Source organism: Pseudomonas sp. I8001, from assembly GCF_013385345.1.
Lineage (GTDB): Bacteria > Pseudomonadota > Gammaproteobacteria > Pseudomonadales > Pseudomonadaceae > Aquipseudomonas.
Window position 1 is genome coordinate 544,407 of record NZ_JACAQC010000007.1, and the last position, 15,316, is coordinate 559,722.

Consider the following 15,316-nt stretch of genomic DNA (forward strand, 5'->3'; position numbering starts at 1 on the left):
CTTAAAGCGACGAGTATTTCTTGCGCAGACGCTGACGAATCAGCTCGGCGAGGGTGTTCATGATGAAGGTGAACAGCAGCAGCACCAGCGCCGAGAGGAACAGCACGCGGTAGTGGCTGCCGCCGACTTCCGATTCGGGCATTTCCACCGCGACGTTGGCTGCCAGGGTTCGCAGGCCTTCAAACAGGTTCATCTCCATCACCGGCGTGTTGCCGGTGGCCATCAGCACGATCATGGTTTCACCGACCGCGCGGCCCATGCCGATCATCAGCGCCGAGAAGATGCCCGGGCTGGCGGTCAGGATCACGACGCGGGTCATGGTCTGCCATGGCGTGGCGCCCAGGGCCAGGGAGCCCAGGGTCAGGCCGCGCGGCACGCTGAACACGGCGTCTTCGGCGATGGAGTAGATGTTCGGGATCACCGCGAAACCCATGGCCAGGCCGACTACCAGGGCGTTGCGCTGGTCGTAGGTGATGCCCAGGTCGTGGGAGATCCACATGCGCATGTCGCCGCCGAAGAACCAGGTTTCCAGGTACGGGCTCATGTACAACGAGAGCCAGCCCACAAACAGGATCACCGGGATCAGGATCGCGCTTTCCCAGCCATCCGGGACCCGCAGGCGGATCGACTCAGGCAGGCGGCTGAAGACGAAGCCGGCCACCAGGATGCCAATCGGCAGCAACATCAGCAGGCTGAAAATCCCCGGCAAATGCCCTTCGACATACGGCGCCAGGAACAGGCCGGCGAAGAAGCCGAGGATCACCGTCGGCATCGCTTCCATCAATTCGATCACCGGCTTGACCTTGCGGCGCAGGCTCGGGGCCATGAAGTAAGCGGTGTAGATCGCAGCGGCAACGGCCAGTGGCGCGGCCAGCAGCATGGCGTAGAACGCGGCCTTCAGGGTACCGAAGGTCAGGGGCGCCAGGCTCATCTTGGGTTCGAAGTCGGTGTTGGCGGCGGTCGATTGCCAGACGTATTTAGGTTCGTCGTAGTTTTCGTACCAGACCTTGCTCCACAGCGCGCTCCAGGAAACTTCCGGGTGCGGGTTGTCCAGCAGCAGCGGTTGCAGCTTGCCGCCGGCCTCGACGATCACCCGGTTGGCCCGTGGCGACATGCCGAAGATACCGTTGCCGTCGACCACCTGGTCCACCAGCAACGTACGGTGGGCAGTGCTGTGGAACACACCGAACTTGCCGGAAGCGTCGAGGGCGGTGAAGCCTTTACGACGTTCTTCAGCAGTGATTTCAACGATAGGCGCGGTGCCCATCTGGAAGGTACGGATCTGCTTCAGGCGTTGTTCGCCGTCCGGGTCGCGGGCCATGAACCACTGCGCCAGGCCACCGCTGGAGTTACCGATGATCAGCGAGATGCCGCCCACCAGTTGGGTGCTGGCCGTGACTTGCGCCACGCCGTCTTCCAATAATTTGTAGCGACCGTTGAGGCTCTTGTCCCGCAGGCTGAAAACGTCGGCCTGGGCGCGACCGTTGATCACGTACAGCCACTGCTGGCGCGGATCAACGAAGATGGCTTTGACCGGCTCGGTCATTTGCGGCAGCTCGATGCGTTTCTGCTCGGTGGTGACTTCCTCGGTCATCATGTTTTCTTCACGGCTGATGGACAGCACGTTCAGATGGGCACCACTGGAACCAGCCACCACCAGCGTCGAGTCGGTCGCATTCAAGGCGACATGCTCAAGGGAGCGGCCCTGTTCGTCGAGGACGATCGGTGTTTCGCCGTAAGGGTATTCGACGGCGGGCGAGATGGTCTTCTTGCCGTCCGGGTACGACACTTTATAGGTGTGGCGGAACACCAGGGACTGGCCGTTGGACAGGCCGAGGATCACCAGCGGGCTGCCGGGCTGGTCTTCACCAATGGAGGCGACTGTCACGCCCGCCGGCAACGGCAGGTCAACGCGCTTGAGTTCGGCACCCGTGTCAACGTTGAAGAACAGCGCCTGGCCCTTGTCGGAAACCCGCATGGCGACCTGGTTCTGTTCTTCCATGGAGATCATCAGCGGCTTGCCGGCGTCCTGCAGCCAGGCAGGCGCGAGGGCCTCTTCCTTGGTCAGGTTGGCGCCGTGGAACAGCGGGGCGACCACGTAGGCGAGGAAGAAGAAGATCAAGGTGATCGCGCCCAGGACGGCGAGGCCGCCAATCAGCACGTACCAGCGGGTCAGGCGATCCTTGAGCGCGCGGATGCGGCGCTTGCGTTGCAGCTCAGGCGTATTGAAATCAATGCGCTTGGGGGGAGAAGTCGTCGTCATGGTGGAATTGGCCAGATCATTCATGCGCACACCCTAGCGATCCTGTATGACAGAAAGATGACAATGCAGTGACGCAAGAAATCCGCCGCGTAGCAGGGCTGGCAGCGGATTAAAAAATGGGAGGCGAGGTCCAGGTCTTACAGACCCCGCCCGGGCCTTGAACCGTGGGTAAACCGCGGTTCAAGGCAGGTTTACCGGCGGCTTATTTGCCACCTTCTTTCAGGCCCAGGTCAGCCAGTGCCTTGGCGGCAACTTTGGCTGGCAGCGGGATGTAGCCGTCTTTCACTACCACTTCCTGGCCCTGTTTGGACAGAACCAGCTTCACGAACTCGGCTTCCAGCGGGGCCAGAGGCTTGTTCGGGGCTTTGTTGACGTAGACGTAGAGGAAGCGCGACAGCGGGTATTTGCCGTTCAGGGCGTTTTCTTCGCTGTCTTCGATGAAGTCAGTGCTGCCTTTCTTGGCCAGGGCCACGGTTTTCACGCTGGCGGTTTTGTAACCGATGCCCGAGTAACCGATGCCGTTCAGCGAGGAGCTGATGGACTGCACAACCGACGCCGAACCAGGTTGTTCGTTCACGTTAGGCTTGTAGTCGCCTTTGCACAGGGCTTCTTCCTTGAAGTAGCCGTAGGTGCCGGATACCGAGTTGCGACCGAACAGTTGCACTGGCTTGTTGGCCAGGTCGCCGGTCACGCCCAGGTCGCCCCAGGTCTTGACGTCAGCCTTGGCGCCGCACAGACGAGTCGAGGAGAAGATCGCGTCGACTTGTTCCATGGTCAGGTGCTGGATCGGGTTGTCCTTGTGCACGAACACGGCCAGGGCATCCACGGCAACCGGGATCGCGGTTGGCTTGTAGCCGTACTTCTGCTCGAAGGCAGCCAGTTCGGTGTCCTTCATCTTGCGGCTCATCGGGCCCAGGTTGGAGGTGCCTTCAGTCAGTGCAGGAGGTGCAGTGGCGGAGCCGGCGGCCTGAATCTGGATGTTGACGTTCGGGTATTCCTTTTTGTAACCCTCAGCCCACAGGGTCATCAGGTTTGCCAGGGTATCGGAACCAACGCTGGACAGGTTGCCCGACACACCAGTGGTCTTCACGTAAGCCGGAATCGCCGGGTCAACACCAGCGGCTACCGCGTTAGCGGTCGCAACGCCAGCAGCGACAAAAGTCATTGCCGCCATCAAACGTTTCAGTTTCATGCCTTGCTCCTAGCAGATAGGGATAGTTGGATCGGGGCCAAGTATCGGTAGGCCGTGTGAACACTCTATGTCTGGAATATGACAATTAGATGAAAGGCCAGCATTTATGAAAAAGCTGACAGGAAGGAGAAACGTCAATAAATCCGGGGCTTGCGAGGAGGTTGGAGCGATTTCGTGGAAACAATCTGTAATTGTTGTAAGGCAAAATCTGTGGCGAGGGAGCTTGCTCCCGCTGGGTCGCGTAGCGGTCCCCAGAATGGAACCGCTGCGCAGTTCAACGGGAGCAAGCTCCCTCGCCACAAGGTTGTCCGGCAGTTTTCAAAAACGTGTCAGCGCCCGCGCTTCCACAGGTACCCACCCACCGCCATCCCCATCACGCACAGGGCCGCCACGTAGTAAGCAGGGCCCATCGGGCTTTCCTTCATCAGCAGCGACACCGCTAACGGCGTCAGGCCACCGAATACGGCGTAGGCGACGTTGTAGGAGAACGACAAACCGCTGAAACGCACCACCGGCGGGAACGCTTTCACCATGACATAGGGCACCACGCCAATGGTGCCTACAAACAGGCCGGTCAAGGCGTACAGCGGGAACAGCCAGTCCGGGTGAGCCATCAGGCTGTGATAGAGCGTCCAGGACGTTGCCAGCAACAAGGCACAACCGATGATCAGCACGCGCCCGGCACCAAAACGGTCGGCCAGGGCGCCGGAAGCAATACACCCCAGGCTCAGGGTGACGATGGCCAGGCTATTGGCCTGCAGCGCCACCGTTGGGCTGAAGTGGTAGATCGTTTGCAGCACGGTCGGCGTCATCAGGATAACCACGACCACACCGGCCGACAGCAGCCAGGTCAACAGCATCGACAGTACGATGGCGCCACGATGGTCACGCAACACCGCGCGCAACGGCAGCTCGGCCGCCAGGGTCTTGCGCTGCTGCATCTCGGCGAAGATCGGGGTTTCGTGCAGCCAGCGACGCAGGTACACCGACAACAGGCCGAACACACCCCCCAGCAGGAACGGAATGCGCCAGGCGTAATCCGACACCTGTTCCGGGCTGTAGAGCGTGTTGATGGCGGTGGCCACCAGCGAACCCAACAGAATGCCGGCCGTCAGGCCGCTAGTCAGGGTGCCGCAGGCATAACCGATGTGACGGGGCGGCACGTGCTCGGACACGAACACCCACGCGCCCGGCACTTCACCGCCAATCGCCGCGCCCTGGATCACGCGCATCAGCAGCAACAGGATCGGCGCCCACAGGCCGATCTGCGCGTAGGTCGGCAGCAGGCCCATGATCAGGGTCGGCACGGCCATCATGAAGATGCTCAGGGTGAACATCTTCTTGCGCCCCAGCAGGTCGCCGAAGTGCGCCATGATGATCCCGCCCAGCGGCCGCGCCAGGTAGCCGGCGGCGAAGATGCCGAAGGTCTGCATCATGCGCAGCCATTCGGGCATGTCCGCCGGGAAGAACAGCTTCCCGACTACCGTCGCAAAAAATACGAAGATGATGAAGTCGTAGAACTCCAGCGCCCCGCCCAAGGCAGACAGCGACAGGGTTTTGTAGTCGTTGCGGGTCAGCGGGCGCGAAGGTTGCGCACTGCTTGCGGGCACGGAGGACATGGCAAGGCTTCTCTTATAGTAGTCAGGACGGCAAGCCCGGGACTTGCGGCAGGCTTGGCAAGATAGCAAATCGCTTGAAAAAGCACAGCGTTGAGCCGTTAACAGTTCAGATCCGCGAAATATTTCCGTAGCAGACGTGCAATTAATATGAGCAGGAGCACAGTTGCCGGAAAAAGCCGCGATACAGCGTCTATTTACCGACCAAATGAGCGTAGGGAGGTCGTCGTGGCGCCGACGGCTCGATATACTCGGCCCTTGCAAGCGCCAGACCCGCATCCTTGAGGGGCTGCTGTGCCAAAACGCCGTTGGTTATACACCAGCCGATTTGGCAGAGTTTCCCTTTAGTACGCCTTACGAGAAACGCATCGAGCGGTGTATGTTGGTGCTGAAACGTTTTTCCAGAAGACGGCTATCCACTTGAAATACCCATGAAGCGTCACGGGTCAGAGGCACCGGCATGATCGAACTCGAACAAGAAGATCCTATCCCGCAAGGCGATCTCGCCCTGCAAATCACCGCACTCCCGCGTGAAACCAACGGTTTCGGGGACATCTTCGGCGGCTGGCTGGTCGCGCAGATGGACCTGGCCGGCACCGCCATGGCGAGCAAGGTTGCCGGTGGCCGCGTAGCCACCGTGGCGATTGATCGCATGGCATTCCTGGTGCCCGTGGCCGTCGGCGCGCAGTTGTCCTTCTATACCCAGGCCCTGGAAATCGGCCGCAGCTCGATCCAGATGATGGTCGAAGTGTGGAGCGACGACCCGCTGTCCAGCGAATGGCGCAAAGTCACCGAGGCGGTGTTTGTGTTCGTTGCCATCGATGGCAGCGGCCGCACCCGCTCGGTTCCGTCGCGGGCGCGTTAAACATCGCGACGTTTTGACGGTCCATTGCCCCATTGTCTGCCATTGAGAGCGCGCGCCTATGTCTACGCCCAACGTTGAAACCGTAAAACTGGATGAGCTGAACGCTTGGCGCATCCGCCACAACGGCGCCGAATTGGTGGTGGCCCAGCAAGGCGCGCACATCGTGAGTTACCAGCGCACCGGCGAGAAGCCGCTGATCTGGCCCAACGATCAGGTGCTGTTCAAGAAAGGCAAAGGCATTCGTACCGGCGTGCCGGTGTGCTGGCCGTGGTTTGGCGTATTCGACCGCAACCCGCAGAGCGTCAAGGCCATGTACCAGGGCGCCGAGCCGGCCGGTGCCCATGGTTTCGTGCGGACCGCTGACTGGACGTTGGCTGGCGTTGAGGCAGAAGGCACAGCGCTGAGGGTTGAGCTGGAACTGCCAGTGCCTGAAGGTGGCTTCCCGGGTTGGCCGCATCAGGTTGACCTGAAGATGAGCATCCTGCTGGATGATCAACTGCACATCCGCCTGACCAGCCACAACCACGGCGCCGAGACCGTCAGCCTCAGCCAGGCGCTGCACAGCTATTTTGCGGTCAGCGATGTACGCAACGTGCAGGTCGACGGCCTGGACGGGCGGGACTATATCGATACCGCCGACGGCTGGACCCAAAAGCAGCAATCCGGGCTGCTGCACTTCACCGCCGAGACCGACCGCATCTACCTCGACACCCCGACTCAAGTGAACATCGTCGATAAAGACTGGCAGCGCCGCGTTCAACTCACCAGCACAGGCTCGCGCTCGACGGTGATCTGGAACCCGTGGACTGAACGTGCCAAGGCCTTCAGTGACATGGCCGACGACGGCTGGCAGGGCATGTTGTGCATCGAGACCGCGAATGTGCTGGACGATGTGGTGACGCTGGCGCCAGGTGAAAGCCATACCCTGGGCGTGAGCATCAGCGGTATCGCCCTGTAACCCCAATCAAAAATGTGGGAGCGGGCTTGCTCGCGAATGCGGTGTTCCAGTTAGTGCATGTGCTGACTGACACACCGCATTCGCGAGCAAGCCCGCTCCCACATTAGGTGCTGCGTCAGATCAGAGATCCGATTCCTTGACCGCCCGCACCTTCCCCGCATCCAACGCATACGCCGCATCGGCCAGGTCATTGTTGACCTTCTCCACCTTCAGCGTGCCCGTCACCCACAGCGGCGTGTAGATGTCATCCAGCTTCAAGCCCTTGGGATAACGCACCAGCACCAACTGGTTGGGCGGCGGTGGCGGAACGTGGATGCAGGCGCCCGGATAAGGCACCAGGAAGAACAGCGTGCTGCGGCCCTTGGCGTCGGTTTCCAGCGGCACGGGGTAGCCGCCAATGCGAATATTCTTGCCGTTCATGGCAGCCACCGTCTTGGTGGAATACATAACCGCCGGCAAACCCTTGCTCTGCTTCAGGCCACCCTTTGCGGTGAACGTGCCTTGGGCTTCCGGGGAGTTGTGGTCGATTTCCGGCATTTCTTCGAGGGCTTTCTGGTCCGACTTGGGCATCAGTTCCAGCCAGTCGGTTTCCGGCAGTTCGCCAGCGTGGGCCAACCCGGTGCATAGAAGAAGGGATAACAGGAGACGGCGCATGGAGGGGCTCGGCAAGGATTACAGTGCCGGCATTCTAGCCCTCTGCGCCTGCGCAGCGCAGAGGGCCTGGTCGCTAAATTACTTCTTTTTCAGCAGACCGTAGATCACCAGCAGCACCACGGCACCCACCAGCGCACCAATGAAGCCTGCGCCCTGGCCAGCCTGATAGATGCCCAGTGCCTGGCCACCATAAGTCGCAACCAGCGAACCGGCGATACCCAGCAGGATGGTCATGATCCAGCCCATGCTGTCGTCGCCTGGCTTCAGGAAACGCGCCAGCAGGCCGACGATCAAACCGATAAAGATGGTCCCAATGATACCCATGGCATTTCCCTCTGATTGAAGTGAATTCAGTCAAAGCCTAGTCAGACTTTGGCTTCCTGCAATCAGAGGGTGGCGGGTACCAATGGTTCCGCCCGGCCTTGGGTTATTGCTCGGCGATCAGCGCTTCGACCTTGAGGATCTGCGCTTGCAGCGTCGCGCGATCCTTGCAGCGCAGGTTGGCGTGGCCGACCTTGCGCCCGGCCTTGAACGCCTTGCCGTAGTGATGCAGATGGCAGTCATCAATCGCGATCACGCGATCAACCGGCGGCACCACGCCGATGAAGTTGAGCATGGCGCTCTCGCCGACTTTTGCCGTGGAGCCCAATGGCAAGCCCGCTACCGCCCGCAGGTGGTTTTCGAACTGGCTGCACTCGGCACCTTCGGTGGTCCAGTGCCCGGAGTTGTGCACGCGCGGGGCGATTTCGTTGGCCTTGAGGCCACCGTCGACTTCAAAGAACTCGAACGCCATCACGCCGACGTAATCCAGTTGCTTCAGCACACGGCTCGAATAATCTTCGGCCAGGGCTTGCAGCGGGTGATCGGTGCTGGCCACGGACAGCTTGAGGATGCCGCTGTCGTGGGTGTTGTGCACCAGCGGGTAGAAACGCGTTTCGCCATCGCGGGCACGCACGGCAATCAGCGAGACTTCACCGGTGAACGGCACGAAGCCTTCCAGCAGGCAGCCGACGCTGCCCAGTTCGGCGAAGGTACCGACCACGTCGGCGGCGGTGCGCAGGACTTTCTGGCCCTTGCCGTCGTAACCCAGGGTGCGGGTCTTCAACACGGCCGGCAGGCCGATGGAGGCGACTGCGGCGTCCAGGTCAGCCTGGGACTGGATGTCGGCGAAAGCCGGTGTCGGGATGCCCAGGTCCTTGAACATGCTCTTCTCGAACCAGCGGTCACGCGCGATGCGCAAGGCTTCGGCGCTCGGGTATACCGGCACGAACTGCGACAGGAAGGCCACGGTTTCAGCCGGGACGCTTTCGAACTCGAAGGTCACCAGGTCGACTTCATCGGCCAGTTGGCGCAGGTGATCCGGGTCGCTGTAGTCCGCACGCAGGTGTTCACCCAGCGCAGCTGCGCAGGCATCTGGTGCCGGATCCAGGAAAGCGAAGTTCATCCCCAGCGGCGTACCCGCCAGGGCCAGCATGCGGCCCAGTTGGCCGCCACCGATTACACCGATTTTCATCAATCAACCACCTCAGGCAATGCGTGGGTCTGGATTGTCCAGGACGCTGTCTGTCTGCTCAGCACGGAATTTTTTCAGCGCCGCGTGGAACTGCGGGTGCTTGGCGCCGAGGATGCTGGCGGACAACAAGGCAGCGTTGATCGCGCCGGCCTTGCCGATCGCCAGGGTGGCCACCGGAATACCGGCGGGCATCTGCACGATGGACAACAGCGAATCCACGCCCGAGAGCATCGACGACTGCACCGGTACGCCCAGCACTGGCAGGTGAGTCTTGGCTGCACACATGCCTGGCAGGTGAGCTGCGCCGCCGGCACCGGCGATGATTACCTCGATGCCACGGGATTCTGCTTCATCGGCATACTGGAACAGCAAATCCGGAGTGCGGTGGGCGGAAACCACCTTCACTTCGTAGGGAATGCCGAGTTTTTCCAGCATATCGGCGGTGTGGCTAAGGGTGGACCAATCGGACTTGGAGCCCATGATCACGCCAACCAATGCACTCATCGTCGTGCCTCTTCTCTCTGGGCGCCCGCAGGCGCGTCAAAAAACAACAAGCCACGCGGGAAATCCAGCGTGGCTTGTTGTACGAATTAAGGCCGGTTGGACCGGCCGAAGGCCGCGCAGTATACCGTAATAACGCAGATAAACAGCCCCTGGAATGACCATCTGTCTTACACCTCAAACAGGCGGTTTTATTGACTTCCAGGTCAGCGAACACACCAGAAAACTAATGTGGGAGCGGGCTTGCTCGCGAATGCGGTGGATCAGCCACAGATGGGTTGACTGACACTACGCTTTCGCGAGCAAGCCCGCTCCCACATTTGATCTGTGTGGGCTCAGGTATTCTGCGCCGCGCCGCCTTCCAGCTTGCGCCACAACAACCGCACGTTCGCCTTGCGCACCAACGCACAGCGATACAACCGGATCTCCAGCGGCACATGCCATTGCGGGCCGCCGCACACCACCAGTTCACCCCGGGCCAGCTCGGCGCGCACGCTCAACTGCGGCACCCAGGCAATGCCCAAGCCCTCAAGGGCCATGCTTTTCAGGCTGTCGGCCATGGCCGTTTCGTAAATCGTGGTAAAGCGCAGCGCCCGCTGGCGCAGCAGCAGGTTTACCGAGCGCCCCAGGAAAGCTCCGGCGCTGTAGGCCAGCAGCGGCACACTGCCCTCGCCTTCCAGGTCGAACAGTGGCTTGCCGTCGGCATCGGCGGCGCACACCGGCAGCATCTCGGTGTTGCCCAGGTGCAGCGACGGGAAGATCTCCGGGTCCATCTGCATCGCCGCATCCGGGTCGTAGAACGCCAGCATCAAATCGCAGCCGCCTTCGCGCAGCGCATGCACGGCGTCGCCCACGTTGGTGGCGACCAACCGCGTGGCAATGTTCAGTCCTTCGTTGCGCAACTGCGCGATCCAGCGCGGGAAGAAACCCAGGGCCAGGGAGTGCGCCGCCGCCACTTGCATGACTTCACCCTGCCCGCCTTCCAGGTGATGCAGGTGGCGCAGCACCTCGCCGAGTTGCTCGACCACGGTCCGCGCGGTGACCAGGAACAACTGCCCCGCCGCCGTCAGTTCGACCGGCGTGCGCGAGCGATTGACCAGGGTCAGCCCCAGCGCCGCCTCCAGGCTGCGGATGCGCCGACTGAACGCCGGCTGGGTGACGAAGCGCCGCTCAGCCGCCTGGGAGAAGCTGCGGGTGGCAGCCAGGGCGCTAAAGTCTTCCAGCCATTTGCTTTCAAGGTTCATCACATCCTCCCGGGGCACGCACCATTTTGGCACACACGTCCGTCATGGTAACGGGGTCACACCGACATTATGCCGTTTATGCATAGGCCAGTGTTTAACAGCATTGGCCCAAAATCTCCTGCAAGCCTAGCATTCACAGCGTTCCGGCCTAGCCCGGGTCCATATCGAGATGATTTCCGTCATGTCCTCCGCTGCATCTTTCCGCACAGAAAAAGACCTGCTTGGCGTACTCGAAGTACCCGCTCAAGCGTATTACGGCATCCAGACCCTGCGAGCGGTGAACAACTTCCGTCTCTCGGGCGTTCCGATTTCGCATTACCCGAAATTGGTGGTCGGCCTGGCAATGGTCAAGCAGGCAGCTGCTGACGCCAACCGCGAGCTGGGCCAACTCAGCGAAGCCAAGCACGCTGCCATCAGCGAAGCCTGTGCCCGTCTGATCCGCGGCGATTTCCACGAAGAGTTCGTGGTGGACATGATTCAAGGCGGCGCTGGCACTTCAACCAACATGAATGCCAACGAAGTCATCGCCAACATCGCGCTGGAGGCCATGGGCCACAGCAAGGGCGAATACCAATACCTGCACCCCAACAACGACGTGAACATGGCGCAGTCGACCAACGACGCGTACCCGACCGCGATCCGCCTGGGTCTGCTGCTGGGCCACGACGCGCTGTTGGCCAGCCTCGACAGCCTGATCCAGGCGTTCGCTGCCAAGGGTGAAGAATTCAGCCACGTCCTGAAAATGGGCCGTACCCAGCTGCAAGACGCCGTGCCGATGACCCTCGGCCAGGAATTCCGTGCCTTCGCCACCACCCTCGGTGAAGACCTGGCTCGCCTGAAGACCCTGGCGCCTGAGCTGCTGACCGAAGTGAACCTGGGCGGCACCGCCATCGGTACCGGCATCAACGCCGACCCGCGTTACCAGGCCCTGGCCGTCCAGCGCCTGGCGACCATCAGCGGCCAGCCGCTGGTACCGGCTGCCGACCTGATCGAAGCCACCTCCGACATGGGCGCCTTCGTGCTGTTCTCCGGCATGCTCAAGCGTACCGCGGTGAAGCTGTCGAAGATCTGCAACGACCTGCGCCTGCTGTCCAGCGGCCCGCGCACCGGCATCAACGAAATCAACCTGCCGGCGCGTCAGCCAGGCAGCTCGATCATGCCCGGCAAGGTCAACCCGGTGATCCCGGAAGCCGTGAACCAGGTGGCGTTCCAAATCATCGGTAACGATTTGGCGCTGACCATCGCGGCCGAAGGCGGCCAGCTGCAACTGAACGTGATGGAGCCGCTGATCGCCTACAAGATCTTCGACTCGATCCGCCTGCTGCAACGCGCCATGGACATGCTGCGCGAGCACTGCATCGTCGGCATCACTGCCAACGAAGCCCGCTGCCGCGAGCTGGTGGAACACTCCATCGGCCTGGTCACCGCGCTGAACCCGTACATCGGCTATGAAAACGCCACCCGCATCGCCCGTATCGCCCTTGAAAGCGGCCGCGGCGTGCTGGAACTGGTGCGCGAAGAAGGCTTGCTCGACGACGCCATGCTCGACGACATCCTGCGCCCCGAAAACATGATTGCCCCACGTTTGGTCCCCTTGAAGGCCTAAGCGTTTGTTGCACCGCTCACCAGGTTGAGGGACTAGACACCTCTCACCTTTTGAGGGCCTGAAGGCTCGTTCTTCAGGCCCTTTTTTTTGCCTCAAGGTTGTGAAATGACGCCAATAAAAACTCCAAGATCGCCCAACAAACCCGCCTTGCCCGTAACGCCTTGGCTGAAACCTTTAATCGCCTCGTGCAGACGGATCACCCACTCCTAGGTATAGTGCCGCCCCTCTTCGCGTCAGCGGTCGTCGGTAACGAGACCCTGGGAAGCGCGAAACCGCATGAATAACAACACCCGCAAAAGGATTGGGGTCGAAGCGTCGTGCACTGCCTGGTGCCGAGCGATGCGTCGGACCGTCCTGCGTTTGCCATTAGAAAAATCAGCGAGGAACACTCCATGCTAGAAGTCATCAACGACTTCCTCTCAGGGAAAGTATTGATCGTGCTCATTGTCGGGCTCGGTGGTTACTTCACGATCCGCTCGCGTTTCGTTCAGTTGCGTCACTTTTTCCACATGTTTTCGGTGTTTCGCGACAGCCTGAAAAGCAGCGCCGGCCAGCTCAGTTCGTTCCAGGCGCTGATGCTCAGCCTCGCCGGGCGCGTGGGTGCCGGCAACATCGCAGGCGTCGGCATTGCCGTGACCCTGGGTGGCCCGGGCGCCGTATTCTGGATGTGGGTCACCGCACTGGTGGGCATGTCTTCGAGCTTTATCGAGTGCTCCCTCGGCCAACTGTACAAACGCACCGACGCTGAAGGCACCTACCGTGGTGGCCCGGCGTATTACATCCAGCACGGCCTGCACAAACGCTGGCTGGGCATGGTGATGGCGTTCCTGCTGCTGGTGACTTTCGGCTTCGCCTTCAATGGCCTGCAAGCCCACGCCGTAACCCACTCGCTGAACAACGCGTTTGGCCTCGACACCACCTACACCGGCCTGGCCCTGGCGGTGCTGCTGGGCCTGGTGTTCATCGGCGGGATCAAGCGTATCGCCTCGATCGCCGACCTGCTGGTGCCGGTCAAGACCCTGGTCTACATCGCGGTGACCCTGTACGTGATCGTGCTGCAATTCGACCACGTGCCAGCCATGCTCGCGACCATCGTCAAGAGCGCTTTCGGCCTCGACCAGGCCTTCGGTGGCCTGGTGGGCAGCGCGATCATCATGGGTGTGAAACGCGGCGTGTTCGCCAACGAAGCCGGCCTGGGCAGTGCGCCTAACGTGGCGGCAGTCGCCTCGGTTGAACACCCGATCGCCCAGGGCGTGGTTCAGGCGTTCAGCGTGTTCCTCGACACCTTCGTCATCTGCACCTGCACCGCGCTGCTGATCCTGCTCTCGGGCTTCTACACCCCGGGCTTTGAAGGCGACGGTATTGCCCTGACCCAGAACTCCCTGGCGGCGGTGGTGGGTGACTGGGGCCGGATGTTCATCTCGGTGGCCCTGGCGTTGTTCGTGTTCACCTCGATCATGTACAACTACTACCTCGGCGAGAGCAACCTGCGCTTCATCGTGGGCGACAACCGCAAGGTGCTGATGGGCTACCGTGCGCTGGTGCTGGTGCTGATTTTCTGGGGTTCCATCGAGAACCTGAGCACCGTGTTTGCCTTCGCCGACATCACCATGACCATGCTGGCGTTCGTCAACCTGTTCGCCCTGGCGTTCCTGTTCAAGATCGCCATGCGCATCCTGAATGACTACGACGGCCAGCGTGCTGCGGGCATCAAGACCCCGGTGTTTGATTCCAGCAAGTTCCCGGACCTGGACCTGGACCGCAAGGCCTGGCCGGCAAATCCGGTGAAGCCTGAGCCAGCCGCTCAAGCGACCGCAGAACTGAACGCTCAAGCGCAACGCTAAACCTAGATAGATGACACGCCGCCCGGCCTTGGGCATGCTCTGGGCCCGGCGGCGTTTTTCGTTCAGGAGATTCTTCAATGCAACCAGCCAACAACGTCATGGTGCTCTACACCGGCGGCACCATCGGCATGCAGGCCAGCGCCAACGGCCTGGCCCCCGCTTCGGGGTTTGAAGCGCGCATGAGCGAAGCCCTCGCCCAACTGAATATGCCAGCCTGGCGCTTTCGGGAAATGTCCCCGCTGATCGACAGTGCGAACATGACCCCCGCCTATTGGCAGCGCCTGCGCGCCGCCGTGGTTGAGGCGGTGGACGAGGGTTGCGACGCCGTACTGGTGCTGCACGGCACCGACACCCTGGCCTACAGCGCCGCGGCCATGAGTTTCCAACTGCTGGGCCTGCCCGCGCCGGTGCTGTTTACCGGCTCGATGCTGCCGGCCGGTGTGCCCGACAGCGATGCCTGGGAAAACGTCAGCGGTGCGTTGGCAGCCCTGAGCCAAGGCCTGGCGCCTGGCGTGCAACTGTACTTCCACGGTGCACTGATGGCCCCGACCCGTTGCGCGAAAATCCGCAGTTTTGGTCGCCACCCGTTTGCCGCGTTGCAGCGTAACGGCGGCGTCGCCCAAGCCGAGTTGGTTCCGGCGGCGCTGCATTACCGCCAGGCCAAGGCGCTGGCCAATGTGGGTGTGCTGCCACTGGTGCCGGGCATCGCCGCCGCGCAATTGGACGCGTTGATCGACAGCGGCATCCAGGCGCTGGTGCTGGAATGCTTCGGCAGCGGCACCGGACCGAGCGACAACCCGCAGTTCCTCGCCAGCCTGCAGCGCGCGCAGGATAACGGCGTGGTCGTGGTGGCAATCACCCAATGCCATGAAGGCGGTGTGGAGCTGGACGTGTACGAGGCCGGCAGCCGCTTGCGGGGCGTCGGGGTGTTGTCGGGTGGCGGGATGACCCGTGAAGCCGCGTTCGGCAAGCTCAATGCCTTGATCGGCGCCGGGCTGGACATCGCCGAAATCCGCCGCCTGGTCGAACTCGACCTGTGCGGCGAACTGAGCTGACCGGC

General features: G+C 61.6%; 13 protein-coding genes. 5 read left to right on the forward strand and 8 right to left on the reverse strand.

Features of this window, described 5'->3' with window-relative positions; genetic code table 11:
• Nucleotide 1: 1 nt before the first annotated feature.
• The 3 genes from HX839_RS07075 to HX839_RS07085 all read right to left on the reverse strand — a co-directional run bounded on the left by HX839_RS07075 (nucleotide 2) and on the right by HX839_RS07085 (nucleotide 5,074).
• On the reverse strand, nucleotides 2–2,035 hold the full coding sequence (locus HX839_RS07075) for an ABC transporter permease subunit (RefSeq protein ID WP_173406109.1): 2,034 nt from the start codon (nucleotides 2,033–2,035) through the stop codon (nucleotides 2–4).
• Nucleotides 2,036–2,465: 430 nt separating this feature from the next.
• A complete protein-coding gene (locus tag HX839_RS07080; RefSeq protein WP_003213401.1) occupies nucleotides 2,466–3,455 on the reverse strand; it encodes a phosphate ABC transporter substrate-binding protein PstS in 990 nt (329 codons plus the stop codon).
• Nucleotides 3,456–3,784: 329 nt separating this feature from the next.
• Complete coding sequence (locus HX839_RS07085) at nucleotides 3,785–5,074, reverse strand: MFS transporter (RefSeq protein ID WP_003213403.1); 1,290 nt, start codon at nucleotides 5,072–5,074, stop codon at nucleotides 3,785–3,787.
• A 457-nt stretch (nucleotides 5,075–5,531) separates the two neighbouring features.
• Between HX839_RS07085 and HX839_RS07090 the strand changes: the two genes are divergently transcribed.
• Together HX839_RS07090 and HX839_RS07095 are read left to right on the forward strand one after the other, a co-directional pair.
• Nucleotides 5,532–5,936 (forward strand): acyl-CoA thioesterase, encoded by a 405-nt coding sequence (locus HX839_RS07090; RefSeq protein WP_003176975.1) that lies wholly within the window; start codon nucleotides 5,532–5,534, stop codon nucleotides 5,934–5,936.
• Nucleotides 5,937–5,994: 58 nt separating this feature from the next.
• Complete coding sequence (locus HX839_RS07095) at nucleotides 5,995–6,894, forward strand: D-hexose-6-phosphate mutarotase (protein WP_177066891.1); 900 nt, start codon at nucleotides 5,995–5,997, stop codon at nucleotides 6,892–6,894.
• 120 nt (nucleotides 6,895–7,014) lie between these two features.
• On the opposite strand, the gene HX839_RS07100 is transcribed toward HX839_RS07095, so the two are convergent.
• The 5 genes from HX839_RS07100 to HX839_RS07120 all read right to left on the reverse strand — a co-directional run bounded on the left by HX839_RS07100 (nucleotide 7,015) and on the right by HX839_RS07120 (nucleotide 10,806).
• Complete coding sequence (locus HX839_RS07100) at nucleotides 7,015–7,548, reverse strand: DUF3299 domain-containing protein (RefSeq protein ID WP_023659290.1); 534 nt, start codon at nucleotides 7,546–7,548, stop codon at nucleotides 7,015–7,017.
• Nucleotides 7,549–7,626: 78 nt separating this feature from the next.
• Nucleotides 7,627–7,872, reverse strand: a complete 246-nt coding sequence (locus HX839_RS07105; protein ID WP_003213408.1) for a GlsB/YeaQ/YmgE family stress response membrane protein — start codon at nucleotides 7,870–7,872, stop codon at nucleotides 7,627–7,629.
• A 103-nt stretch (nucleotides 7,873–7,975) separates the two neighbouring features.
• Complete coding sequence (locus HX839_RS07110; RefSeq protein ID WP_102370181.1) at nucleotides 7,976–9,061, reverse strand: 5-(carboxyamino)imidazole ribonucleotide synthase; 1,086 nt, start codon at nucleotides 9,059–9,061, stop codon at nucleotides 7,976–7,978.
• A 12-nt stretch (nucleotides 9,062–9,073) separates the two neighbouring features.
• Nucleotides 9,074–9,565, reverse strand: a complete 492-nt coding sequence (gene purE / locus HX839_RS07115) for a 5-(carboxyamino)imidazole ribonucleotide mutase (protein WP_003213411.1) — start codon at nucleotides 9,563–9,565, stop codon at nucleotides 9,074–9,076.
• Nucleotides 9,566–9,897: 332 nt separating this feature from the next.
• On the reverse strand, nucleotides 9,898–10,806 hold the full coding sequence (locus HX839_RS07120; protein WP_003213413.1) for a LysR substrate-binding domain-containing protein: 909 nt from the start codon (nucleotides 10,804–10,806) through the stop codon (nucleotides 9,898–9,900).
• Between the two features lie 181 nt (nucleotides 10,807–10,987).
• On the opposite strand from HX839_RS07120, the gene aspA reads away from it, so the two are divergent.
• The 3 genes from aspA (at nucleotide 10,988) to HX839_RS07135 (ending at nucleotide 15,311) form a co-directional block, all read left to right on the forward strand.
• Nucleotides 10,988–12,412: an aspartate ammonia-lyase gene (gene aspA, locus HX839_RS07125; RefSeq protein ID WP_003213415.1), complete on the forward strand. Its 1,425-nt coding sequence runs from the start codon at nucleotides 10,988–10,990 to the stop codon at nucleotides 12,410–12,412.
• Between the two features lie 392 nt (nucleotides 12,413–12,804).
• A complete protein-coding gene (locus tag HX839_RS07130) occupies nucleotides 12,805–14,256 on the forward strand; it encodes a sodium:alanine symporter family protein (protein WP_003213417.1) in 1,452 nt (483 codons plus the stop codon).
• A 77-nt stretch (nucleotides 14,257–14,333) separates the two neighbouring features.
• Nucleotides 14,334–15,311: an asparaginase gene (locus tag HX839_RS07135; RefSeq protein ID WP_177066892.1), complete on the forward strand. Its 978-nt coding sequence runs from the start codon at nucleotides 14,334–14,336 to the stop codon at nucleotides 15,309–15,311.
• The last annotated feature ends 5 nt before the right edge of the window (nucleotides 15,312–15,316 follow it).

Bases quoted from the DNA above. Each gene is read 5' to 3' on its own strand.
- HX839_RS07080 (WP_003213401.1), bottom strand. From the start codon at position 3,455: ATGAAACTGAAACGTTTGATGGCGGCAATGACTTTTGTCGCTGCTGGC.
- HX839_RS07085 (WP_003213403.1), bottom strand. From the start codon at position 5,074: ATGTCCTCCGTGCCCGCAAGCAGTGCGCAACCTTCGCGCCCGCTGACC.
- HX839_RS07090 (WP_003176975.1), top strand. From the start codon at position 5,532: ATGATCGAACTCGAACAAGAAGATCCTATCCCGCAAGGCGATCTCGCC.
- HX839_RS07095 (WP_177066891.1), top strand. From the start codon at position 5,995: ATGTCTACGCCCAACGTTGAAACCGTAAAACTGGATGAGCTGAACGCT.
- HX839_RS07100 (WP_023659290.1), bottom strand. From the start codon at position 7,548: ATGCGCCGTCTCCTGTTATCCCTTCTTCTATGCACCGGGTTGGCCCAC.
- HX839_RS07105 (WP_003213408.1), bottom strand. From the start codon at position 7,872: ATGGGTATCATTGGGACCATCTTTATCGGTTTGATCGTCGGCCTGCTG.
- HX839_RS07110 (WP_102370181.1), bottom strand. From the start codon at position 9,061: ATGAAAATCGGTGTAATCGGTGGCGGCCAACTGGGCCGCATGCTGGCC.
- purE (WP_003213411.1), bottom strand. From the start codon at position 9,565: ATGAGTGCATTGGTTGGCGTGATCATGGGCTCCAAGTCCGATTGGTCC.
- HX839_RS07120 (WP_003213413.1), bottom strand. From the start codon at position 10,806: ATGAACCTTGAAAGCAAATGGCTGGAAGACTTTAGCGCCCTGGCTGCC.
- aspA (WP_003213415.1), top strand. From the start codon at position 10,988: ATGTCCTCCGCTGCATCTTTCCGCACAGAAAAAGACCTGCTTGGCGTA.
- HX839_RS07130 (WP_003213417.1), top strand. From the start codon at position 12,805: ATGCTAGAAGTCATCAACGACTTCCTCTCAGGGAAAGTATTGATCGTG.
- HX839_RS07135 (WP_177066892.1), top strand. From the start codon at position 14,334: ATGCAACCAGCCAACAACGTCATGGTGCTCTACACCGGCGGCACCATC.